This is a genomic window from Sphingobacterium humi (assembly GCF_009768885.1).
GTDB classification, from domain to species: domain Bacteria; phylum Bacteroidota; class Bacteroidia; order Sphingobacteriales; family Sphingobacteriaceae; genus Sphingobacterium; species Sphingobacterium humi.
On the sequence record NZ_WSQA01000003.1, the window covers coordinates 29,014 to 52,054 of the forward strand.

The window sequence follows — 23,041 nt, forward strand, 5'->3', positions numbered from 1 at the left end:
GCAGCATTAAAAATTAACATTTACACCGAACGTAAAAGTCTTCATCAATGGATAAAAACTTCCGTTAGAAACGGCATTCTCAGGGTCATATCCTTCATAAGCTTTCGAGAAGGTCAATAGGTTTTGTGCATTCACATAGAATCTCACTTCCTTGCTCTTCATGCGTTCTGTTAAGCTCTTCGGCAAGGTATAGCCTAAAGTCACGTTCTTTAAGCGCACAAAGGCACCGCTTTTCATCCAAAAGTCTGAAGGGATGTTGTTCGGGTTATTTCCTGATCCATCAATCAACAAAATTGGGAATTCAGCTCCGCGATTATCTTCCGACCAATAATCTAATTGGTATTTAAACATGGAACGACCAACTAGGAACGGACGCACGCCATAGCCTTCATACAGGAGGTCTTTTTTCCCGATGCCTTGGAAGAAAAGATTCAAATCAAAACCTTTATAATCAGCTGAAAGATTTAAACTGTATTCATAACGGGGCATGTTTGAACCCAAAATGGTACGGTCATGGCTATCGATTATACCATCTGGCGTGCCATCAGGGCCACTTAAGTCCATGTAGCGCACATAACCAGGTTTTGTGTTTTTCTTTTCACCGTATACGGCATTGTTATCAATTTCTTCCTGCGATTGGAACAGTCCGTTTGATACATAACCATAATAAGAATATAAGGCCTCGCCCTCTTTGGTAATGGTAGATCCACCGATGTATTCATTACCATAAAGGTTTAACACCTTGTTACGAATATCGGTTACATTGGCCGTTACGGAATAACCAAAATCATTGACTTTGTCGCGCCAGGTTGCCGAAAGCTCCCAGCCTTTGTTTTCAATATCACCGCGGTTTTCCCATGGTGGTGTTAAACCCACAAAGTTTGGAATAGGGAAGCGTTGCAACATATCAAAGGTTTTCCGACGGAAAACATCCAAGGTTAAGGATAACCTGGAGTTTAATAAAACAGCATCTACGCCCACATTATATTGGCGAGATTTCTCCCAAGAGATATTCTCGTTCGCCACTTCCGTTTGTGCTACCCCGGTTCCTTGGTTGTAATCAAACCAATAGCCTTGGCCGGCATAAATGGCCGCCGCGTAGGGGTAATAGCTGAAAATAGCCTGATTCCCTAAGGTTCCCATGGAACCACGGATTTTTAAGTCGTTAATGCTGTTTTTGATGCCTTGAAAGAAAGGCTCTTCCGAAATACGCCAGCCAGCAGATACAGAAGGGAAGAAGCCCCATTGGTTATTTCCTTTGAAACGGGTCGATGCATCCCAACGGCCATTTACCTCCAATAAATAACGCTCTTTGAAGTTATAATTCAAACGACCATAATACGACAACATGGCCCACTCATAATGTGATCCGGAGTTCGTCATCGATAAGACATCGCCATTATCTAAATCTTCAAAACCTTCGTATTTATAAAATTTACGGCCTGCAGCAAAAGATCTTCCTAAAATTTCATCGGTCTGCATACCGCCCAATACCTTTAGGTAATGACTACCTAAAGTACGCTCGTAGGATGATTGTAAGTTGAACTGATTGCGAATCGTTTGTCCCCAAGACTCCGATTTCGCATTTCCCGTGGTAGGGTAAGTTACTTTGTAAACCCCAGTTTCGTAGGTGTCATAAGGTCTTAAGAAGTAATCACTTTTCGACTCTAGGCGGTTTGAGCTATAATTTGTAAATACCTCAAAACCTTTAAACGGTGTTAAGGTTAAGAAACCTTTGATGGCTAATTCAGGGGATGTTCCTGTCGATACGCCTGAGGCTTTAGCAAGGGCAATAGGGTTGTCACCATTCTGTCCATAGCCCCAGGTACCATCAGAGTTGATGGCCGAGAATACCGGTACAAAGGTGGTCACCTTATTGAAAAGAGATTCCGGAGAATCGCCTGCCGGACGTGTTTCCTTCGATTGACGGATATTTAAATCGATACCCCCACGCAACCAGTCGGTAATGGTAAAATCGTTATTCAACTTCATGGTTGAACGATGGTATTTATTATTCGGCAGGTTACCGTCTTGGTAATAATGCGCCACGTTCGCAAAAGTGCGGATGCGCTTATTTCCGCCAGAGAAGGTAATGGAGTTATTATGGGTAAGGGCATTGTTTTCTACCAATAGATCTTTCCAATTGCTATCGTAAAGGTTGAAATTATCTGCGCCTTGGGTTTTGTAAATATTAATGGTTTCATCGCTGTACTGCGGCGTTTGGTTATTGTTTGCCCGCGCAACGTTAATAGCTTCCATATATTCAATAGCACTTACCGGTTCCGGAAAGTTGGTCGGTATATTCGTGCCTACATAGCCACTGTAGTTAATATTTAAGGATTCACTATTTCCGCGTTTGGTTGTCACTAAGATTACCCCGTTGGAGGCTCTGGAACCGTAGATAGAAGCCGAGGCAGCATCCTTCAGCACCGTAATACTCTCAATACTGTTCGGGTCTAGGTAGTTCATATAACCTTCCACACCATCGATTAAAATCAAAGGGCCATTCTCAGAGTTTAAGGAACCCGTACCTCTAATTTTAATGCCGGCACCATCGTAGCCCGGTCTTCCCGAAGTTGTAGCCACTGTTACGCCTGGTACCATCCCTTGTAGGGCAATGGAGGTGTTAGAGGCATTTCTTTTCAATAAATCCTTGCTAGATACTTGTGCTACGGAACCCGTTAAGTTCACTTTTTTCTGCGTACCATATCCTACCACGACCACTTCATCCAAATCGTTTATGGAAGAAGATAAGCTGACTTGAAAAGAACTTCTCGTCCCGATTTCCTCTTGCTTATTGCCGTAGCCCATTAAGGAAAAAGTTAAGCTGCTGGCATCGGCGGGCAGGGTTAATTCGAAATAACCATTTTCATCGGTCTTGGTTCCAACACTGCTGTTTAGCACCTGAACCGAGACGTTCGCTAATGGTGCGCCGCTATCATCCTTTACCGTTCCACTGATTTTTCGCTGTTGTTGAGCCGTAACAGCACTGCTGCTGCTTGGCTCCGTGACTTTGCGAATTGCAATAGCCCCGTTTTGCAGTTCATAACGGTAAGGGGAGTTGGCAAATAATTGATTTAAGGCTTGTCTTAATGGGGTGTTTTTAAAGTCGATATCGACCTTCTTCTGGCCATTGAAAATCTTCGCATCGTAAACTAAGTCATATTGTACCGTTTGGCTTAATTTCAATAAAACTTGATCCATGCTCACATTTTTCATGCGCAGATTTACTTGCTGGCTCAATACATTGCTGGCATATAATACCGTAAAGGCACAACATAGAAATAACGCTTTCATCACAATTAGAATTTTTAGATAGAACCTAGTAGATTCTGTTCTCCAAGGTATTTCCATAAAGATAATTGGTTTTTAATAGGTAAATGAAGGGGATAGCTAAAAAAATTTAAGTAAGACTAAATTTTTTTAGAACCCATATGTTTGTTTATTAATAATTAGCTGTTTCTGTTTAGGTAATGTTTTTGAAATAGGCCTCCTTTCTGTTATTTTAATAGATGTTATGCATGTGATTTAGTTTTGTTTAGATTTATAAGTTGATGTTGCATCATAGTAGTTTACTACTATTACAGAGTCCTATTTTTAAGATATCCCCCAAAAGATTTTTGATTTTTTTTAGATTTTATTTTCCCTGCATTTTATCGCTGTAATAGCCTAATAAACGGGTACTGCCACAGTGCCAAAAACAACAAAAGCACCCAGCCGTAGCCAGGTGCTCTTAACATATTAAATAATTATGGGTGTGCTATTTTGCTAAGTAACCTCCATCTACCGGATAGTAGGATGCGGTTACGAAGGAAGATTTATCGGATGCCAACCATAGGGCTAGCTCGGCAACCTCTTCCGGTTTGCCTAACCGTTGAAAGGCATGCTGCGTTTCCAAGAATTTTAAGGTGTCTGCATCTAGGGCATTATCTACTAGAGGCGTGGAAATAAATCCGGGGCCAATGGCATTGATCCGGACGCCCTTGGTCGCATACTCCCAACCGGCAGTTTTTGTTAAGCCAACGACACCATGCTTCGCCGCCACATAGGCCGAAGAATGGGCAAAGCCTACTGAACCTAAAATTGATGCCATATTGATAATACTACCGCCTACTTTTTCCATTTCTGGAAGCTGATAGTGCATGCCATAGAACACACCGTTTAAGTTGATGTCTATCACTTTTTTCCAGCCCTCAATGGATAAGTCGCCAACAATAGCAGCCTCACCACCAATACCGGCATTGTTTACCGCAATGTGTAAAGCGCCGAAGTTTTCAATGGCCACCTCCACTATTTTCTTATTATCCTCGGCAGAGGAAGCATCTGCTTTTACAAAAACAACATTTCCCTCGCCTAGACTGTTGAGGAGTTCATTCCCCAATTGTTCATTCAAATCGGCAATTACAACCTTAGCACCTTCTTTCACAAAAAGTTCTACAATGGCCTTCCCAATACCGGAGGCACCTCCAGTTACAATCGCTACTTTATTCTCTAATTGTTTCATATCAATAGCTTTTAGATTTCTGATAACAATGTACAAAGAAGCAAGCAGGAATGTAGTGATGTAAATCACAGTTTCCATTGATTATGACAGAATTACGGGAATCGTTAAAGAACCTTACATTCCACCGACATTCGGTAACAAACTTTCCGATCAAAGCTTTTTCTGTGGGTATGATGGGGCTATTATTTCCTCTTTCACTTCCTATGTTGCGCCCATTGCAAAGGGGATTGATACGGGTGTGAAAGGGGAGTGAAAGGGGAGAGAAAGGGTGTTATGGAGTAGTTAGTATGGAGTATTTAGTAGTTAGACCGTTTTGTCATCGTGTTTTCAACGCGCTGTCATCAGTTTGCCATTGATTTGACATCGGTTTTGTCACCGGTTTGTCATCAGTTTGTCATCGTGAGAGGGTAAAATGTTTGCAAAATTTATTGGAAGGTGATGACATGAAGTAGCATTGCTCGTTAAGCTTTACTGGCAAACTACGGCACGAAATGTTGGTAAACTGCGGCACGCTTTATTCATTGTTTCGGCAAGTATTGTCATCGTGAGCGGAGTCGAACGACTGGTACGTCAGTACAAACTACTATGCATAAACACCTTACTAACAGCTTGTTGCAAAAACATGTCATTGGTAGCGAAGTCGAAGGACCAAAGACTGCTATGTCAATGCAATTATATGACGTTTTTCGGAAACCTATAATTGCTAGCGAAGAGGAAGGTATCTCCCCAGTCTGGGTATAATGATTGTGAGTATACTACATGTAATCCCATTCATAATTTATACTAAGAAAAAATATGTAAATTGTAACCTTTCAGAACATTTGTTTCTTAAAACAATATATCATGAGTATAAAAAGGGTTATCTCAATAATGTTATTCATATTAATATTTGGGGTTCTGATTTACTTTCTTTTTTTTAATAGAGAATACAAGGGTATTGGCTATGTTTCCTTTGTAATCAATCTAGCTGCATTTGCTGTGAATTATAATTCACAACCTAAGAATAGTAATACGTCTGTATAACTGTTAGGGAGGGGTAAGTATTGCTAATTGCATTGACGTACCAGTCGTTTGACTCCGCGATGACAAAACGATGACAGCACGATGGCAAATTGATGACAAATCGATTTAAAGTAGAAAACAATTCCCCTTACCAACAACCTTTCCACTTTTACTTTACATCTTCCGGCAAAATAAGGTTTTTGCTTTTTCCGTATTCGTTTGTGTATACTTTTATCAATACCCCTACGGATGAAATAATCAGTGGGCCGAAAATAAGGCCGAGCATGCCAAAGAGCTTTAAGCCCAGTAGCACCCCAAATACGGTGATTAGTGGGGGCACATCGCCTAGGGTTTTCAGGATGGTAAAGCGGAGGATATTATCGATACTGCCGATTAAAATAAGGCCGTAAAGGAAGATTCCAATACCGTTTGCTGTATCGCCGGAGGCCATGGTGATTAAGGCCAGAGGCACGTAAATGGTCATGGTGCCTAGAACAGGGACAATGGAGGATACCCCGGTCATGATGCCCATCAGGATAAAGTTGTCCACGCCGAAGATATAGTAGCCTAGCATGGCCACAATGCCTTGGCAGAGGCCTAGGATTGGAATACCAATGGCGTTGGAACGCACCATCAGGTGTACCTCATCCCAAATCTCTTGTTTGCTCCTTGGTGAGAAAGGGATGGCTTTAATTACATAGTCTTCCATCTTTTTATTGTGCACCTGCATAAAGAAAAGCACAAAGAAGGTAACCAGGATATTGACCGCGACTTCGGCAACGGAGTTTAAGATGCTGGGCAGGTATTTCGTTAAGCGTTGCAGCGAATTGATTAAGGCCTCATCCGACATGTCGATGTCCTTCAGTAAAGGCTTATCGGCCATGTAATCCTTCAATAAATTGAATTGTTCCACGATTTTATCGGTATTGCCTAAGAGGGCTGATATTTGAGGTGCCAAGTAATCAACCATGCCCCAGATGGGGAATACGATAAACACCAAAGAGATCAGGATAAACAGGAGGGAGGTGAGGGATTTATTCCACTTTTTATCTACCGTGAGTTTAATATACCATTTGCGGTACAGAATATATAAAGTAATGGCACCAAGAAAGCCCGGGAAATAGTAGAAAAGGTTGGTAAATATCAGGATGCAGATCAAAATAATAATGATGATCAGCATGATCTGATTGATGGAATTGTTATTAATCTGTTTGTACTGCATAGTTAGGCATTTCGATAGAACAAGTTTAATGATTTTTTATTAGTTATGCTTTATGCCGGGGAGGTATAAAAAAGAAAAATCCCGTTCTGTAGCGAACGGGATTTTCTAAAGCCTACGTTTGACTGCAGCTTACGCGCCTAATTGGATACGTTTGAAAGCAGTAACGGTTAATCCTTTAGATACTGAATCTAAGAATTGAGCGATATTTTTTGAAGAATCTTTTACGAACTCTTGGTTCAATAAAGTAGAGTCTTTGTAGAATTTGTTTAATTTACCTTGTGCAATTTTTTCTACCATTTCTTCTGGTTTACCTTCTGCACGGATTTGCTCTTTAGCGATTTCTAATTCACGCTCGATAGTTTTAGTGTCAACACCGTCTTTATCGATCGCTACAGGGTTCATCGCAGCAATTTGCATCGCTACATCTTTTCCAGCTTCGTCTGCACCAGCAGCATCAGCAGAAAGACCTACTAATACACCTAAGCGGTAGTTACCGTGGATGTAAGCAACCACTTTCTCAGCACTTACTTGCTCGTATTTAGAAACGTCGATTTTCTCACCGATTTTACCTGTTTGGTCGATCAATAAGTCAGCGATTTTAACACCGTCGATTTCAATAGCTTTTAAGTCTTCTAAAGAAGCAGGTTGGTTTGCTAATGCTTTTTCTGCTACTTGTTCCGCGAAAGCGATGAAGTCAGCATTTTTAGCTACGAAGTCAGTCTCACAGTTTACTTCTACCACAACACCTGATTTACCATCAGCTGCTGCTTTAGCAATGATTACACCTTCGTTAGAGTCACGGTCTTGACGGCTAGCAGCTACTTTAGCACCTTTTTTACGTAGGTAATCTACAGCAGCTTCGAAGTCTCCATTAGCTTCGATTAATGCTTTTTTACAGTCCATCATACCAGCGCCAGTTTGTTGACGCAATTTGTTTACATCTGATGCAGAAATTTGTACTGACATAGTATTTTTTTTGTTAAAATTACGATTGATGTGTTAACAAACTCTTGTTGAAATAACAACAGCATGTTAATTTTAATGTTATAATTCTTTCTATCGATGTTTCGATTGAAAATTCTTTTCTGTTAATCCGATTGTATTAGCAGAAAAAAACCGGATAGACAGGGGTAGTTTGCGGAAGCTAACTTCCAGAAACCAACACTTGTCTATCCGGTTGACTTGTATAGAATATTATTCTACGTCTTTTGCTTTACGAGTGCGTTTTCCTGGAGCAGCTTCAGTAGCTTCACCATTGTCTACTGCGGCTTTAGCAGCTGCAGCTTCTTTTTCCGCGTCCTCTTCTTTATCGCGCTTGCGCTCTTCCAAACCTTCGGTGATTGCTTTACCAATTACAGCAGCGATTAAGCTGATGGATTTAGTAGCGTCATCATTCGCAGGGATAGGGAAGTCGATGTTTGTAGGGTCAGAGTTTGTATCTACCATTGCAAACGTAGGGATGTTTAATTTTAACGCTTCCGCTACAGCAATGTGCTCTTTCTTCACATCGATGATGAATAATGCCGCTGGTAAACGGTTTAAGTCAGCAATACCACCTAAAAGGTTTTCTAACTTAATACGCTCACGTTGAATCATCAATTTTTCTTTTTTAGACAATACATCGTATGTACCATCTTTTTGCATTTTATCGATGTTCGACATTTTTTTGATAGACTTACGCACAGTAGCGAAGTTAGTAAGCATACCGCCTAACCAACGCTCTGTAACGAAAGGCATGTTTACCGCTTTTGCTTGTTCCGCGATAATTTCTTTCGCTTGTTTCTTCGTAGCTACGAATAATACTTTACGACCAGATTTAACGATTTGTTTGATTGCTGAAGCAGCTTCCTCTAATTTGGTTAGAGTTTTGTTCAAATCGATAATGTGGATACCGTTGCGTTCCATGAAAATGTACTTAGCCATTTTCGGATCCCACTTACGAGTAAGGTGACCAAAGTGAACACCTGCATCCAATAATTCTTGATATGTTGTTCTTGCCATTTTTTGACCCTCCTTAAATTAACGTTTACTGAATTGGAATCTTCTACGAGCTTTACGACGTCCTGGTTTCTTACGCTCAACCATACGGTCATCACGTGTTACTAAACCTTTAGCACGTAAAGCAGGTTTTACTTCTGGGTTAAGCTCTACTAAGGCTTTAGCAATTGCTAAACGTACCGCCTCAGCTTGACCTTTTACACCACCTCCTTGAACGTTTACTTTGATGTCAAAATTTGCAAGGGATTCAGCTACCAATAAAGATTGAGTAGCTACATATTGCAAAGGCAAAGTTGGAAAATAGACTTTGTAGTCTTTTCCATTTACAATGATGTTACCATTACCAGCAGTTAAGTAGATGCGGGCAACAGCAGTTTTTCTTCTTCCTGAAGTGTTAGTTGTTGACATAATCGTTCTCCTTAAAATTTAACTGATTTTGGATTTTGTGCCTCATGTTTGTGCTCATTTCCAGCATAAACAAAAAGGTTTTTAAATAATTGACGACCTAAACGGTTTTTAGGTAGCATCCCGCGTACCGCTTTCTCGATGATGCGCTCAGGGTGTTTTGCCAATAACTCTTTCGGAGAAACGAAACGTTGACCACCTGGGTAGCCTGTGTAGCGAACATAAACTTTGTCGCCTAATTTGTTTCCTGTCAATTTAACTTTGTCTGCATTGATAACAATCACGTTATCACCGCAGTCTACGTGTGGGGTGAAAGTAGGCTTGTGCTTTCCACGGATTACTTTCGCAATCTCGCTGGCCAAGCGCCCCAAAATCTCGCCTTCAGCGTCAACAACGATCCATTCTTTGTTAACGGTGTTCTTGTTAGCAGAGACAGTTTTGTAACTTAACGTATTCACTTGCTTTTATTTAATTAATTAATAATATTTAAATCCTATTGTAATCCCTACAATTAGGTTTGCAAAGGTACACTATTTACTTTGAATTATCAAAGCGTTTTGTGAAATCTATTTAATTGATTTTTATTTAATTAAAACTTCTTTTGGGCTGCATTTTAAATCGTGCCCCCAAGTCGCTTAATCGGCCTCGGAATTTCTTGTGGCTGTTAAATTTCTATTCTGCTCATTAGGTTTACTTTCTTTCGAAATGCGTTGAATTAACTAGGAGCTTTGGCTGCTTTCTTTTATTTTTACGCTTTTAAAAAAAACGTACCATTTAGAATAAACTATGAGAAAGAGATTTTTACTATTTGCCCTATCCCTGGGTGCTGTCAGCCTGAGTTTTGCGCAAGAGCAGACGGAACAAGCTTCTACAGCAAGCCGGAAGTACTGGAAATTCCGCGAGCGCTTAGATAGCTATTTCGGGCTAATGGCCGCTTATAATAGCCCAACGAATTTAAATGCCTTAGTGCGTTCGCATAATTTTAAATCAGCACCTAATTTTCAATTTGGCTTGGGGCTAGGTCTAGGCTACGATATCAAGCCCATTGTCCTCGGCTTGAATCTGGATGGGGCCCTTACATTTTCTGAGCAGTCTCGTAGTCATTTTACCTATATAGGGATTTATGCCTCTACCAATGAATGGAAAGCCAAAAGTACTGTTATTAGTCCTTTTGTTGGTTTTGGTTTGCAATCTGCTGTTTCGCGGTATCGAATAAAAGAGGATAACTTAAACGCCTCCGATCTGTTTGCGAGCAATCGGGGTAATATTATCGAATTAAACCAAGATAGCCCGGTGCTAGATTTTGGTATTGCCTTAAAAAAGCATAAGCCCGGCAAGGGGAACTTTCAGTTTCTACGGCTGGGGTATAGATTAGGCTTGAAGGATGCGGACTGGGATTTGGCAGGCAATACGCAGTATGCCGGCGTAACAGATAGAACCCAGATGGGCTACCTATTATTGTCTTTTTAAACCGGCATTTAGGAGTGCCTAACAGCTTATTTAACATTTATTAAGGGGAAGAGCTTAAACTTTTCCCCATTTTTGTACTCTTTAAATTAATTTATTACCTTGATTTACCTAAAACGCATGGGTAAAGTACCGATGGGTGATAATCGATAAGAAAGAACACATGAGAAGAATGGTTACGTGGAAGATAGGGATAACAGCAATGCTGCTCTATACAGGATCAGCGGTCTTTGCGCAAACAAAAACCAAAGACGATAAAGGCTATCGGGCAAGCTTGGCATCTATTGAAAGCCAATTGAAAACCGGGGAGGTTGGTTCGGCTTTAGCCAGCATTGAGGAAACCATTGCCAAGTATCCGGATGGCGCCGAGGTATATTATGCGAAATCTTTATTATTTGCGCAGGCCCGTAATTTTGAGGTGGCTATTCCTGCTGCCGAGAAGGCCGTGGAAATAGAACCTAAGAACATGATGTTCGGAAATCACCTGATGGAACTGTATAAATCGGAGGGTGATTACGGTGCTGCCGTTGGCCTTATTAATAAGGTGATAGAAGAGCATCCGAAAACTCCACAGCTTTTTCGTGAAAAAATTATGCTACTGCATGCCAGTAAGCAGTCTGAAGCCGCTTTGCAGGTGTATGATGAAACCAAAGCGAAGTTTGGCAGCTCGGATACCTTAGATGTATTGAAAGCCGAGATATTAATGGATTTGAAAAAGCCGCAGGAGGCGAAACAGCTGTTGCAGGTTTGGGAGCAGAAGAAATCGCCCATTCGGCAGGTGTATAGCACTCTGGGTTATATCTCCCTGGACGAGCGCAATCCGAAGGAAGCTATTCGTGTTTTGGAGAGCGGTTTGCAGATCAGCAAGGACGATTTATTGTACCTAGACTTGGCCGATGCCTACAATGCCAGCGATAAGAGTAAGCTCGCTTTTGCGAATTTAAAGAAAGCCTTTGAATCAGATGATGTCGGCTTTATGGATAAGCATCGTGTGATGATGACCCTGATAAACGGGAAGTCTACCTTCAGCATGGATCAGAAACAAGAGCTAGCGAATGTTTTAGTAGTAAAACATCCGCGTATTCCAGATACGCATATGTTCAAGGGCGATTTATTATGGCAGAAGGGTGCTTTAGCGGAGGCGAAATCACTTTTTCTAACCACGGTAAGTATGAACCCGCGCCATATTGATGCTTGGAGCAAGTTGATTAACATTGATTTAAACCTGAATCAGCTGGATGAGGCCATCGTAGATGGTAATGAAGGCTTAAAACATAACCCGGGTAGCCCGGTGCTGACCTATTTTGTGGGTATGGCCCATTTTATCAAAAAGGATAACGAGCAGGCTCGGAAATACTTGGAGGCCGCATTGGATCAGAGTGCCAATGAAAATAGCTTTGTGCAGTCGATGATTTATGCCGGCCTAGGCGATCTGTACCATGAAATCGATATGGAGTCGGCTTCCGATGTAGCCTATGATGAGGCCATTCGCTTAGACAGCAACAATGTAACCGCCATGAACAATTATGCCTATTACCTGGCATTACGTAAAAAGGATTTGGATGTCGCGGTAAAGCATGCCGCGCGCGCGAATGAATTGGAGCGCAATTCGGGGACTTTTCAGGATACCTATGCCTGGGTTCTTTTTCAAAAGGGAGATTATCAGCAAGCTTTAACCTGGATTGAAAAATCCATTAAAAACTCAGAACCTTCTGCCTTGTTGTATGAACATTATGGTGATATTCTGATGCAATTAGGAAAGCAAAAAGAAAGCATTAAGCAGTGGGAGAAGGCCTTGAGCCTTAGCACGGCAGAAGATGCTGTAGATAAGGATAAGTTAAAACAAAAGATAAGTGAGAAAAAATATATTGAGTAAGCTTAGCCTCATGATGGCCGCAGTGATGTTGTTGGCGGCCTGTGGGACGAAGAAAAATACCGTAAAGAAGGAAAGTCATTTGCCCAAGGCGGAGACCGAAGCGGAATTGCTGAAGAACTATGAGCTGAGCAATTTAAACTTCCATACCTTTAGCGGCCGTGCGAAGGCCAATGTAAAGGTGGGAAAGGAGTCGCATAATGCGACGGTGAATATCCGTATGGATAGGGATAAGGCGATCTGGATTTCCGTAACAGCCCTATTGGGGATTGAAGCTGCCCGGGTTTACATTACGCCAGACAGCGTGAAGATTATGAATAAAATTCACGGCGAATATATTGCGCAGCCTTTCTCGTATTTGGAGCGCTATACCAATCGGGGGATTTCCTTCCGCATGTTGCAGGATATTTTGGTGGGTAATATGACGATTGATATGTTGCGTACCGACCAGCTGCAGGTGGCAACCAGCACCGACGATGTGCAGGTGATCGGGATTAAAGATGGATTAACCTTTCATTATGGGGTGAACCATGCGAATCGTCCTTTTGCTTTGAACCTCATCGAATTGGGGAAAAGCCAGAAGTTAGAAGCGACCTACAGCGAGTTTGCTGATATCAGCGGATATAATTTTCCGCAACGTTTCACGTTAAACATTGAAGGCGCCGGAACAACGGTTTCTGCCGATATGTTATATAATCGGACGGAGTTTAATTCGGCGGTTGAAATGCCCTTTACGATCCCTGCGAGATACAAGGAAATCAAATAATTAAGGGAAGTAAAGCGCAAATAAAAATAGGATTTTATTAACTTCGTATTAAGTATATCCTTATTTTTGGACGTTTTGTATAAGCGATAAGTTAGAATTTAGCAATTCATGGAATTTAAAAAAATTGTTTTAAGTATAGTTTCTGTATTTCTTTTTGTAAGTGTGGGGTTTGCTCAGAGTAGTTTGGAGTTAAAGAAACAACGGGAAAGACTAGATAAAGAAATTGCTGAACTACAAAAGGTGTTAAGTGCAAAAACGCAAGAGAAATTGCTATCCCAACGGGAGGTATCAGCATTAAGCAAACAGCTGGACCTGCGGGAGAATAAAATCAGTACCATCAACAGCGAATTACGCATCATCAACAATAATATTTCTACCAACAATAAAATCGTCGATAAACTCAAAGGCGAGTTGGAAAAGCTACGTCAGGATTATGAGAAAATGATCCTTTTTGCGTTTAGAAATAAGAATGCCTACAATAAGATGATGTTTATTTTTGCCTCCAAAGACTTTAACCAAGGCTTTAAACGGGTGAAATACCTACAGCAGTTTGCCGATGCGCGGAAAGTGAAAGTGTCGGAAATTGAAGGCCATAAAAAACAGATTGAGTTGAAGTTGGCGCAATTGCAACGCGATAAGCAAACCCAGCAGGCCTTATTGAAGGAGCAGCAGGAAGAGCGGAACGTGATTGCCAAAGACCGAGCAACCCACTCGCAGCAGTTGAATCAATTGTCGAAAGAGGAGCGTAGCTTCCGGGGTCAATTAACGAAGAAACAACAAGAAAAACGTCGCTTAGATGCGGCGATTAAATCGGCCATTGCGCGTGAGGTAGAAGCGGCACGTCGGGCAGAGGAAGAGCGCAGAAGAAGATTGGCGGAGGCTGAAGCGAAGAAATCGGGTACTACCGTAGCCGAGGCAGAGAAGAAAATCGAAAAGAAAACCGGTAGTGCGGTATTGAATAACTCGCCGGAAGCAACCAAGCTATCGGCAGGATTCCAATCCAATAGAGGACGCTTGCCATGGCCAGTAGGTCAGGGTAATATCGTTCGTAACTACGGGAATGTAACGGTAGAGCGTGGTGTTCGCGACTTCTATGACTATATCCGGATTCGGACAGCAGATGGCGCTGCTGTGAAGACCATTTTTGAAGGAACGGTAATCCAGGTGATCAACATCGGATCCATGGCGGTTATTGTACAGCACGGGGAGTACCTGACAGCGTATTCTAACCTGAAAAGTGTATCGGTTCGTAAAGGACAAAAGGTAAGTACAGGAACGGTAATCGGGGCGGCAGACTCGGATGCAGATGCTGGATATTCGTATATTGACCTGAGTGTTTTCCGTGGTCAAACACCGATGAATCCTTCCTCATGGATAGCAAGATAGTTACATGCTTTTTCGTAATTAATATTTATATTTGTTAGATACACTTGTTTGAAAGACTAGAAAAATTAAAAATATGTATACATCGGGTTTATTATTTATCGGTACTAACGAGATCATCATCATCGTGGTATTAGCATTATTATTATTCGGGGGTAAAAAAATTCCTGAGTTAATGCGTGGATTGGGTAGAGGAGTTAAGGAATTTAAAGAAGGCCAGAAAGATGGTCCTGAAGCTGAAAATAATCCGAACAACCCAAGCAATAATGATACAGTTAACAACCAACGTTAATATAGTTCATTAAAGACATTTTGAAAGTTTCATCATCCAGGCGATGGCCTTGATTGATGAAACTTTTTTATTTTAAACTAACCATAGCTTTGGCGCAAATTGCCAACGATAAGCGAAGAACTAACAGAACGTGTTTTACCGTATTGACTGGTTATGAACAAAAAAATTAGTTTTCTTGTTACAATAGGCTTAAGTGTTTTGAAATTAAGTGTAGCTCAGGAAATTAGCTCCGATGTGTCTACTTTTAATGAGACGTTTCAAAGCAATATTATTGATCAAGTAGAAAAAGAACGCGGAATAATCTATTCCCAATTGGATTCCATTAAGAAACAGGCCGCCAATGGTACGGAGTTTTCTGCGGAAGATGTAAACATTGCCCAACGCATAAACCGAATCCAAAAAACCATTCCCTTAGAATATAACGATCGGGTGAAGGCTTACTTGGATAAGTATATCTCCCGCAACTATAAACCCTATATGGAGAAATTGTTGGGATTGGGAAATTATTACTTCCCGATTTATGACAAGATCTTCGCCGAGCAGGGGATTCCTGAGGAGGTGAGATACCTCTCGGTGATTGAATCTTCCCTCAACCCGCATACCGTATCGACGTCTGGCGCCGTTGGCCCTTGGCAGTTTATCTATGGCACGGCCAAGATTTATAACCTGACTATGGACAGTTATATGGACGAACGTAAGGACGTTTATTCGACGACTTACGCAGTATCTGCGTATCTGAAGGAAGCCCATGACGAGTTTAACGATTGGTTATTGGCTTTAGCCTCCTATAACTGTGGGCGTGGTTGTGTAAGAAGAGCTATTCAACGCTCAGGCCTACACAATCCGAACTATTGGGAGCTTTCTCCATTCTTGCCAAAGGAAACCCAGAATTACATCCCGAAGTTTATCGCCATGACCTATGTTCTGAACCATGCAGACTTGTATGCCTTGGAGCCAGCGCAGAACGACTTAATGTGCGATCATAAAGTATTGATGGTGGATAAATCCATCAGCTTAAACCATATTGCGGAAGCCTTATCTTGCTCCCCGGATCTTTTAAAACAATTGAATCCCGGCTATAAGCGCTCCATCATCGCCGGGTCAACCGAGAAGCCTAGGCGGTTGATTATTCCATATGAGGAAGAAAGCATGAGCGATTCCTTGATCTATGCCGCATTGAATAACCAGCGTGCAGAAGTATTGCAGGCAATAGCCAGTACAGAAACAAAGGAAGAGCAGCGTCATCAGGTTAAACGTGGGGAGACGGTAGCTACGATTGCGCAAAAGTACGGCGTATCTGCCCAACAGATTCGTTCTTGGAACAGTTTGTCAACCAAAAGTAGCATCGCCGGCAGAAATCTGATCGTAAGTAAAGGTGTCGATAGTGAAATGGCGAAGAATGTGGTGGCTGCAAGCCGTCAGCCGGCTGCTAAGAGCAGCAAAGCAACCTACCTAACTTACACCGTGCGTAAAGGTGATACGCTCTCTGAGATCGCCGGAAAGCATAAGGGCGCCACAGTTAGTCGTATTAAATCGGATAATAACCTTCGCGGTAGTGCCTTGAAGATTGGGCAGAAGTTAAAGATATATAAAGGTAAAGGCTAGGAATAGCAGATCTAAAGGAAATAAAACGCAGATGCGGCTTATGATAAATAAGCCGCATCTTCTGTTTTATCGTATTCTTCTAATAAAACCTCGACATGTTCTTTCAAGATGGTCGATAGTTTTAATCCGTAATAATCACTGAATACCGGGAACTGGTGGTGGCTACGGTCGATTAATACCGCCGTACGCATGCGTTTTAACGGTACATTTAAAAAGACGCCTAAGCCGTAGGCTAATGTTCTTCCGGAGTTTAATACATCATCAATTAAGATCACGACTTTGTCCTGTGCGGTTTCGATGGGCAGGTCGGTGCTGGATTCGAGATTGCGTTTCGTCTTTTGAATGGTTACTTTCAACAATTCAATGGATTTCTGCGGGTCGATTTCCTGCAAGAGCTTCTGCAGGCGCTGGGCAAATACATAACCCCGGTCGGCAATACCAACCAATACAATAGCGGGCTCATCGAAGTTGTCTTCGATAATCTGATAAGCAATACGTTTGGACTTTTGAAGGATCTGCTCCTTATTTAATATAAGCGTTTTCTTAGCTGACATGCTTGGACTTTTGATTGGGGTAAATTTAATAAAACCTGCGGTATTTTACTATCTCCGCAGCCCTAAAAATAAAAATCCCAACGTGGCTACGCTGGGACTTTCTTATTATTCTGAAAAGTTTGGTCTAATTTAAATTGCTTTTCTCTTTCGGATTGGCGTCTGCTGTCATGATGCGTTGTTCATCTTCAACTTTCGGACGTCCGCCGTTGTAGTAATAACGCTTCCAGTAAGCTTCATTTAAGTCGCTCACCATAACGCCACGGCTAGAAGAGGCATGGGCAAATTTATCGTCGCCTAAGTAAACTCCAACATGGGTAATACTTCTGCTTCTGATTTTAAAGAATACCAAATCGCCGGCTTGTAATTCACCTTTGCGAACTGGCGTTACATTTTGGTACTGATTACGGCTATTGTAGCCAATAGTGGTATTGAATACATTCTCATATACCGCTAAAGAGAACTTAGAACAATCGATACCGCGTTTAGAGTCGCCTCCTAAACGGTAAGGCGTGCCTAACCACTCGTATACAAATTGGTATAATTTTGTATTGGTAGTTGCATTGGCTGCAACACCCATTATTTGCGAGAAATATTCTTTTGCTAGATTATCAGGGTCGGATGACTTTGATTGACTATTGGTTTGTGCCTGCGAGACTAGACATAAGCCTATGAAGAGCATTACTGCCACTAGTTTCTTTGTTTTCATTAAATCGCTTTTTTATTACAACCATACCTATCAAAACCTTTCATGTAGTATGTCTTTTTTTAACAGGCTGAAGCAAATGTAATACATACTGTCTTGAATTCAAAACAATTTTAATTCTATTTAACAGAATTTTAACATTTTTAACAGTTGCCAATTTTAAAAAAATGTGGGCTTCCTTTTATTTTTTATCATTTTTTAGGATTTATGGTTAAATAATCCTCAAAAAGCTTGTATTAAAAATTATTTAAGTATTTCTTGATTTTTTAAAAAGAATTGTAATATATTTGGGAAATCATTTTAAACAATAATGCAAAATAACACCATTACTACCACAATTATTATTACCACCGGGATAAAACTTAGGAGGAAGTAATCTATTGTATAGTAATTAGTACAGATATAAGAAGCCTTCCTCCTCGAGAAAGGCTTTTTTTGTTAAGAATCAATAAACACAAATCATAACCATGAAAATTCTAAAATTTGGCGGGACATCCGTAGGTTCCGTAGAAAGTATCCAAGCCGTGTTGAACATCGTAAAGACAGCCTACGATGCCGGTGAAAAACCTTTAGTCGTCCTTTCGGCCATGTCGGGAGTGACCAACCTGCTGACGCAGATGGCAGAAGATGCCGCTGAAGGGAAGCCTTTTGAGGCTGGCTTAAAAACCTTGGAAGAGAAGCATTTTGACGTGGTGAAGAAATTGATCGCCGTAAAATACCAAAACCCGGTATTGACCCGGTTGAAATTGTTGATCAATGAACTGGAAGAATTATTCTTAGGCGTATCAGCTTTAAAAGAATTAAGTAACCAAAGTAAAGACCTTATTATTTCTTATGGTGAGCGTTTTAGCAATTATTTGGTTTCCAAAATTATGGAACAGGAAGTTCCTGAAGCCGAGTACATCAATGCTTCCTACTATGTGAAGACAGATTCGAACTTCGGGAATGCCGTATTGAATGAACCCTTAACCACTCAACTGATTCAGGCCCTCGCTCAGACCCATGCTGATAAACTCCTCTTTGTAACAGGATTTATCGGATCTAATGAGCAAGGTCGTATTACAACCTTGGGTCGTGGCGGCTCGGATTATACCGCTGCTATCTTCGGATCGGTGCTCAATGCTTCCGCTATTGAAATCTGGACCGATGTAAATGGCATGTTGACAGCAGATCCACGTATCGTGAAGAAAGCTTTCTCCCTGCCGATTCTTTCCTATACCGAAGCTATGGAGCTTTCCTACTTCGGAGCCAAAGTGATCTATCCGCCGACAATGGTGCCGGCTTTCTTAAAGAAAATCCCTATTGTCATCCGCAATACCTTTCAACCGGAGTTCGCTGGGACGATGATTCAGTTTGAAAGTGGAAAGTCAGAATACCCAATTAAAGGGATTTCCAGCATCGCAGAGGTATCTGTGATTAACCTAACTGGTAGTGGCATGGTGGGGAAATCTGGTTTCTCAGGACGCTTATTTACCTTATTGGCGCGTGAGCAGATCAATGTCATCCTCATTACGCAATCTTCTTCGGAGCACAGCATTACCTTCGCCGTGAATCCAAGCGATGCCGCGAAGGCCGTTAAATTGATTACAAATGAGTTTGAACTGGAGCTGTTGGCGAATAAGCTATCCATGCCGGTTGTAGAAGAAAACCTGTCTATCCTAGCAATTGTAGGCGAGAACATGAAACGCACGCCAGGCATGTCGGGCAAGTTGTTCAGCGCCTTAGGAAGAAATGGAATCAACGTGCGTGCGATTGCGCAAGGTTCTTCCGAATTCAATATCTCTGTTATTATTAATAAGGAGGATTTAGCCAAAGCCCTAAATGCGGTTCATGATGCTTTCTTCGCCGAGTTGAAGAAAACCCTGCATGTATTTAACTTAGGGACTGGAAACATCGGCGCCACCTTATTTAAACAATTGCACGAGCAGCATGATTTCTTATTGGATCAAAACGATATCGAGATCAAAGTGGTTGGTGTTTCGAATTCCCGTAAGATGTTGTTTAATGTGGAAGGTATTGACTTAGCCCATTGGCAGCAAGCTATGGATGAGCAGGGTGAGGTGGCTGACCTGGCAACCTTTATCCATAGAATGCAAGAAATGAACTTGCCGAACTGTGTATTTATCGATAATACCGCCAGCAAGCTTCCAGCTACCTATTACCTGGATATCTTTAAATCGAATATCTCCATCGTTACATGTAATAAGATTGCGAACTCGGGAGATTTCGCCCAATATAAACTACTTCATGAAACAGCCCGCAAGCATGGCGTCGATTTCTTCTATGAAACCAACGTTGGTGCTGGCTTGCCAATCGTGAGGGTGTTGAAAGACTTAATGCTGAGTGGCGATAGAATCGTGAAGATCGAAGCTATTCTTTCCGGAACGATTTCTTATATCTTCAATAACTTTAAAGACGATGCGTCTTTCTACGATGTGGTGAAGAAAGCTCAAGAGCTTGGCTATACAGAGCCTGATCCACGTGATGACTTAGGTGGTATCGACTTTATGCGGAAGATGCTGATTCTGGCGCGTGATGCCGGTCATCAGATCGAATCATCGGATGTGGAATTAGGAAATATCCTGCCGGAGAACTGCTTGTCGGCTAGCTCAGTAGATGAGTTCTATACGGAATTGCTGAAATCGGATGAGTATTTCAACAACCTGAAAGAAAAGGCCGCGCAAGAGGGAAAAGTAATCCGTTATATCGGTAGCTTAGCAGATGGGAAAGTATCTATTGGATTGCAAATGGTAGATGACAGCCATCCTTTCTATGCGCTGTCCGGTAGTGATAATATCATTTCCTTTACAACAGAACGTTATAAGGAAAGACCGTTGGTGGTGAAAGGACCAGGCGCTGGTGCAGAAGTAACTGCAGCTGGGGTATTTGCGGATTTGGTGAATGTAGGTGCTAAATAATTAGGAACATAGAAGATGTCGAATCAAGAAACCTTACAAAGGGAGCAACATAAAATAGATTGGTCTGCGGTCAAGCAGGAGGTGCGTGTCTTTGCACCGGCAACCGTAGCCAACATGATCTGTGGCTTTGATATATTAGGCTTTGCTGTAGATTATCCGGGCGATGAAGTATGCATGCGTAAAGTAGAAGTGCCAGGCGTACGTATTATCGCTATCCATGGTGATGAAGGCCGCTTGCCCTTAGATCCGGATAAAAATACCGTGAGTGCCTGTGTCAAAATGCTGTTGGAGCACTTGCAGATAGCTGATCAAATTGGCGTAGAAATAGAGTTGACCAAGCATATGCCAATAGGTAGTGGTTTAGGCTCTAGCTCGGCAAGCACCGTGGCTGGCTTATTTGCTGCCAATGCCCTTTTAGGAAACCCCTTATCCAAAGCCGAGTTAATGCCTTTCTGTGTAGAAGGGGAGCGCCTGGCCTGCGGGCATGGGCATGCCGATAATGTGGCCCCTGCCTTAATGGGCGGAATTACCCTTATCCGTGGCTATGAACCCCTCGATATGATTGAGCTTCCGGTGCCTGATGACTTGGTTGCAGGGATTGTATTTCCACAAGTAGATGTCCCGACAAGGGATGCCCGCCAATTGATCAAGGAGAAGGTACTGTTGCGGGATGCCGTGACGCAATGGGGAAATATTGCAGGATTGGTAGCCGGATTATATCGCAATGACTACGAGCTCATCAGCCGTAGCATGCAGGATGTATTGATCGAGCCAACCCGTGCTATCTTAATTCCTGAGTTTTATACCATGAAAGATATTGCCCTTTCTTGTGGAGTATTGGCATTCGGAATATCAGGCTCAGGGCCATCCGTGGTGGCCATCAGTAAAGGAAAAAAGGCCGCGCAAGAAGCTGTAGATAAAATTCAAGCCCATTTAACAGCCCATGGCATCGAGAGCTTACAATTTGTATCCTCGGTTAATGTAGCAGGTCCTAAAGTAATCAACCTCAAATAAATCATAGATGAAATTTTACAGTACCAATAATAAAGCCTTGCGTGTTTCCTTTCAGGAAGCCGTATTCAATTCCCTGCCGAAAGATAAGGGATTATATATGCCGGAAGTAATTCCACAACTTGATCCTTATTTTATCCAAAATATCCAGCAGTACTCTTTTCAAGAGATTGCTTTTACCATTGCCAAAGCTTTTATTGGCGATGATATTCCTGAGAACGATTTGAAGGCTATCGTAGAAGATGCCATCAACTTTGAAGCTCCCGTTAAATTTCTAAATGCTGAAACTGGCGTCTTGGAATTATTTCATGGTCCTTCCTATGCATTTAAAGACTTCGGTGCTCGTTTTATGAGTCGCATTATGGGCTATTTCTCCAAACAAGGCGATCAGCTTTTGGATGTATTAGTAGCTACTTCCGGAGATACCGGAGGTGCCGTGGCTCTAGGTTTCTTAGGGGTTGAAGGTACGCGTGTTACCATTCTTTACCCGAAGGGCAAAGTATCCAAAGTCCAAGAAGAGCAGTTAACAACCAACGGTCAGAATATTCGTGCTTTAGAAGTAGAAGGGACTTTTGATGATTGCCAGGCTTTGGTAAAACAAGCTTTTAATGATGAAGATCTAAATGCTGCTCTACGCTTAACCTCTGCTAATTCCATTAATATCGCCCGCTTGATTCCCCAAACCTTTTATTATTTCTGGACCTATGCCCAGTTGAAATCTCAAGGAATGAAAGAAGTGGTATTTACGGTGCCAAGTGGCAACTTTGGTAATATTGGTGCTGGTTTATTAGCTTATAAAATGGGCTTACCCGTATCACATTTCGTGGCAGCTACCAATGTCAATGATACAGTTCCCCGCTTTTTGCAAACTGGAAACTATGAACCCAAAGCTTCCATCCAGACTTTAGCGAATGCAATGGACGTCGGAAACCCAAGCAACTGGGTGAGAATTCAAGACTTATTCCAACAAGATACTTCCCAACTTAAAGGGATGCTAAGTTCCTATACATATACGGATGAAGAGACCTTAGCAGGCATGGCCGAATTATACGAAAAATATAAATATGTAGCCTGTCCGCATACGGCAATTGCCTATTTAGCTTCGCAGGCGTACCGTGCCGATCATCCTGGTACCTATGCCTCGGTGTTTTTGTCAACAGCGCATCCTTGTAAGTTTCCGGAGGCTATCCAACCAGAAGTATACAGCCATGTGCAGCTGCCTGAAGGCGCTGAAGAATTAGCTGGCCGTTCCAAGCAGACAACGGAGTTGCCGGTTGATTATCATACGTTTAAAACCTATTTATTGGTGAACAATTAATCCATTTTTTTATAAGGAGA

Annotated in this window: 18 protein-coding genes; 9 read left to right on the forward strand and 9 right to left on the reverse strand. The window is 41.9% G+C overall.

What is annotated here, in order from left to right:
• Window positions 1–6: 6 nt before the first annotated feature.
• The 7 genes from GQF63_RS04335 to rplM form a co-directional block, all read right to left on the reverse strand.
• On the reverse strand, window positions 7–3,297 hold the full coding sequence (locus GQF63_RS04335) for a TonB-dependent receptor (RefSeq protein WP_160367892.1): 3,291 nt from the start codon (window positions 3,295–3,297) through the stop codon (window positions 7–9).
• 463 nt (window positions 3,298–3,760) lie between these two features.
• Window positions 3,761–4,504, reverse strand: coding sequence for an SDR family NAD(P)-dependent oxidoreductase (locus GQF63_RS04340; RefSeq protein ID WP_160367893.1), 744 nt, complete (start codon window positions 4,502–4,504; stop codon window positions 3,761–3,763).
• A 1,171-nt stretch (window positions 4,505–5,675) separates the two neighbouring features.
• Window positions 5,676–6,728, reverse strand: a complete 1,053-nt coding sequence (locus GQF63_RS04345; protein ID WP_160367894.1) for an AI-2E family transporter — start codon at window positions 6,726–6,728, stop codon at window positions 5,676–5,678.
• Window positions 6,729–6,857: 129 nt separating this feature from the next.
• Window positions 6,858–7,694, reverse strand: a complete 837-nt coding sequence (gene tsf / locus GQF63_RS04350) for a translation elongation factor Ts (RefSeq protein ID WP_160367895.1) — start codon at window positions 7,692–7,694, stop codon at window positions 6,858–6,860.
• Between the two features lie 228 nt (window positions 7,695–7,922).
• Window positions 7,923–8,729 (reverse strand): 30S ribosomal protein S2, encoded by an 807-nt coding sequence (rpsB, locus tag GQF63_RS04355; RefSeq protein WP_160367896.1) that lies wholly within the window; start codon window positions 8,727–8,729, stop codon window positions 7,923–7,925.
• An 18-nt stretch (window positions 8,730–8,747) separates the two neighbouring features.
• A complete protein-coding gene (rpsI, locus tag GQF63_RS04360) occupies window positions 8,748–9,134 on the reverse strand; it encodes a 30S ribosomal protein S9 (RefSeq protein WP_149525067.1) in 387 nt (128 codons plus the stop codon).
• Between the two features lie 11 nt (window positions 9,135–9,145).
• Window positions 9,146–9,589, reverse strand: a complete 444-nt coding sequence (rplM, locus tag GQF63_RS04365; RefSeq protein WP_160367897.1) for a 50S ribosomal protein L13 — start codon at window positions 9,587–9,589, stop codon at window positions 9,146–9,148.
• Between the two features lie 328 nt (window positions 9,590–9,917).
• Between rplM and GQF63_RS04370 the strand changes: the two genes are divergently transcribed.
• From GQF63_RS04370 to GQF63_RS04395, 6 genes are all read left to right on the forward strand, one after another.
• Window positions 9,918–10,601 carry a hypothetical protein gene (locus tag GQF63_RS04370; RefSeq protein ID WP_160367898.1) on the forward strand — a complete coding sequence of 228 codons (684 nt, stop codon included), beginning with the start codon at window positions 9,918–9,920 and terminating at the stop codon, window positions 10,599–10,601.
• Window positions 10,602–10,761: 160 nt separating this feature from the next.
• Window positions 10,762–12,474, forward strand: a complete 1,713-nt coding sequence (locus GQF63_RS04375; protein WP_160367899.1) for a tetratricopeptide repeat protein — start codon at window positions 10,762–10,764, stop codon at window positions 12,472–12,474.
• The gene (gene lolB1 / locus GQF63_RS04380; RefSeq protein ID WP_343031030.1) at window positions 12,452–13,237 is read left to right on the forward strand and encodes a lipoprotein insertase outer membrane protein LolB1; all 786 of its coding nucleotides are present in this window, start codon (window positions 12,452–12,454) and stop codon (window positions 13,235–13,237) included. The genes GQF63_RS04375 and lolB1 overlap by 23 nt, the downstream gene beginning before the upstream one ends.
• A gap of 108 nt (window positions 13,238–13,345) precedes the next feature.
• Window positions 13,346–14,623, forward strand: a complete 1,278-nt coding sequence (locus GQF63_RS04385) for a murein hydrolase activator EnvC family protein (protein WP_160367900.1) — start codon at window positions 13,346–13,348, stop codon at window positions 14,621–14,623.
• 73 nt (window positions 14,624–14,696) lie between these two features.
• Window positions 14,697–14,912 carry a Sec-independent protein translocase subunit TatA/TatB gene (locus GQF63_RS04390; RefSeq protein WP_160367901.1) on the forward strand — a complete coding sequence of 72 codons (216 nt, stop codon included), beginning with the start codon at window positions 14,697–14,699 and terminating at the stop codon, window positions 14,910–14,912.
• A 153-nt stretch (window positions 14,913–15,065) separates the two neighbouring features.
• Window positions 15,066–16,517 carry a lytic transglycosylase domain-containing protein gene (locus GQF63_RS04395; protein WP_160367902.1) on the forward strand — a complete coding sequence of 484 codons (1,452 nt, stop codon included), beginning with the start codon at window positions 15,066–15,068 and terminating at the stop codon, window positions 16,515–16,517.
• 38 nt (window positions 16,518–16,555) lie between these two features.
• Here the strand turns inward: GQF63_RS04395 and GQF63_RS04400 are convergent, their stop codons facing one another.
• Together GQF63_RS04400 and GQF63_RS04405 are read right to left on the reverse strand one after the other, a co-directional pair.
• Complete coding sequence (locus GQF63_RS04400; protein ID WP_160367903.1) at window positions 16,556–17,071, reverse strand: phosphoribosyltransferase family protein; 516 nt, start codon at window positions 17,069–17,071, stop codon at window positions 16,556–16,558.
• Between the two features lie 124 nt (window positions 17,072–17,195).
• Window positions 17,196–17,777: a C40 family peptidase gene (locus GQF63_RS04405; protein ID WP_160367904.1), complete on the reverse strand. Its 582-nt coding sequence runs from the start codon at window positions 17,775–17,777 to the stop codon at window positions 17,196–17,198.
• Between the two features lie 464 nt (window positions 17,778–18,241).
• On the opposite strand from GQF63_RS04405, the gene thrA reads away from it, so the two are divergent.
• From thrA to thrC, 3 genes are read left to right on the forward strand one after another with little or no spacing between them, the layout of a single operon-like run.
• On the forward strand, window positions 18,242–20,692 hold the full coding sequence (gene thrA / locus GQF63_RS04410) for a bifunctional aspartate kinase/homoserine dehydrogenase I (protein ID WP_160367905.1): 2,451 nt from the start codon (window positions 18,242–18,244) through the stop codon (window positions 20,690–20,692).
• Between the two features lie 15 nt (window positions 20,693–20,707).
• On the forward strand, window positions 20,708–21,706 hold the full coding sequence (locus GQF63_RS04415) for a homoserine kinase (RefSeq protein ID WP_160367906.1): 999 nt from the start codon (window positions 20,708–20,710) through the stop codon (window positions 21,704–21,706).
• Between the two features lie 7 nt (window positions 21,707–21,713).
• A complete protein-coding gene (thrC, locus tag GQF63_RS04420) occupies window positions 21,714–23,021 on the forward strand; it encodes a threonine synthase (protein ID WP_160367907.1) in 1,308 nt (435 codons plus the stop codon).
• Window positions 23,022–23,041: the final 20 nt, after the last annotated feature.

Bases quoted from the DNA above. Each gene is read 5' to 3' on its own strand.
- GQF63_RS04405 (WP_160367904.1), bottom strand. From the start codon at position 17,777: ATGAAAACAAAGAAACTAGTGGCAGTAATGCTCTTCATAGGCTTATGT.
- GQF63_RS04370 (WP_160367898.1), top strand. From the start codon at position 9,918: ATGAGAAAGAGATTTTTACTATTTGCCCTATCCCTGGGTGCTGTCAGC.
- GQF63_RS04400 (WP_160367903.1), bottom strand. From the start codon at position 17,071: ATGTCAGCTAAGAAAACGCTTATATTAAATAAGGAGCAGATCCTTCAA.
- thrA (WP_160367905.1), top strand. From the start codon at position 18,242: ATGAAAATTCTAAAATTTGGCGGGACATCCGTAGGTTCCGTAGAAAGT.
- rpsI (WP_149525067.1), bottom strand. From the start codon at position 9,134: ATGTCAACAACTAACACTTCAGGAAGAAGAAAAACTGCTGTTGCCCGC.
- GQF63_RS04395 (WP_160367902.1), top strand. From the start codon at position 15,066: ATGAACAAAAAAATTAGTTTTCTTGTTACAATAGGCTTAAGTGTTTTG.
- GQF63_RS04340 (WP_160367893.1), bottom strand. From the start codon at position 4,504: ATGAAACAATTAGAGAATAAAGTAGCGATTGTAACTGGAGGTGCCTCC.
- tsf (WP_160367895.1), bottom strand. From the start codon at position 7,694: ATGTCAGTACAAATTTCTGCATCAGATGTAAACAAATTGCGTCAACAA.
- rpsB (WP_160367896.1), bottom strand. From the start codon at position 8,729: ATGGCAAGAACAACATATCAAGAATTATTGGATGCAGGTGTTCACTTT.
- GQF63_RS04390 (WP_160367901.1), top strand. From the start codon at position 14,697: ATGTATACATCGGGTTTATTATTTATCGGTACTAACGAGATCATCATC.
- GQF63_RS04345 (WP_160367894.1), bottom strand. From the start codon at position 6,728: ATGCAGTACAAACAGATTAATAACAATTCCATCAATCAGATCATGCTG.
- GQF63_RS04335 (WP_160367892.1), bottom strand. From the start codon at position 3,297: ATGAAAGCGTTATTTCTATGTTGTGCCTTTACGGTATTATATGCCAGC.
- GQF63_RS04415 (WP_160367906.1), top strand. From the start codon at position 20,708: ATGTCGAATCAAGAAACCTTACAAAGGGAGCAACATAAAATAGATTGG.
- GQF63_RS04385 (WP_160367900.1), top strand. From the start codon at position 13,346: ATGGAATTTAAAAAAATTGTTTTAAGTATAGTTTCTGTATTTCTTTTT.
- thrC (WP_160367907.1), top strand. From the start codon at position 21,714: ATGAAATTTTACAGTACCAATAATAAAGCCTTGCGTGTTTCCTTTCAG.
- GQF63_RS04375 (WP_160367899.1), top strand. From the start codon at position 10,762: ATGAGAAGAATGGTTACGTGGAAGATAGGGATAACAGCAATGCTGCTC.